Genomic DNA, 258 nt, shown 5'->3' with positions numbered 1-258 from the left:
GATGCACCGGCTGATCCTCCTCGTGATTGGTGTTCGACAGGAACACCGAGGACAGGCGGTCGAAGGTCAAAATGCCATCCGGTTTCGGATAGGCGATCGGCTTGTGTTGAGCGGCCGGCTCCAGCGACTGCGCATCGGTCTTGCCGTGACCAAGCGTGCCGAAGAAAGAAAAGCCGAACAAGGTGTTGGTCCACATGTCGAGACCGCCGAGCGCCACGCCGAGCGCCGTGCCAAACTTCGACCACAGCGGCTTGACGT

The 258-nt window shown here is 60.9% G+C and carries 1 protein-coding gene; it reads right to left on the bottom strand.

The features are described 5' to 3' along the window. Window positions 1–258, bottom strand: a 258-nt coding sequence (locus AF337_RS04535; protein ID WP_193393570.1) for a 4Fe-4S dicluster domain-containing protein, incomplete at both ends; no start/stop codon positions are given.

It is taken from the genome of Rhizobium ecuadorense, from assembly GCF_001187535.1.
GTDB classification, from domain to species: Bacteria; Pseudomonadota; Alphaproteobacteria; order Rhizobiales; family Rhizobiaceae; genus Rhizobium; species Rhizobium ecuadorense.
Note: the sequence above shows the minus strand (reverse complement) of the source record. Positions and strands in the feature narration are given on the sequence as shown.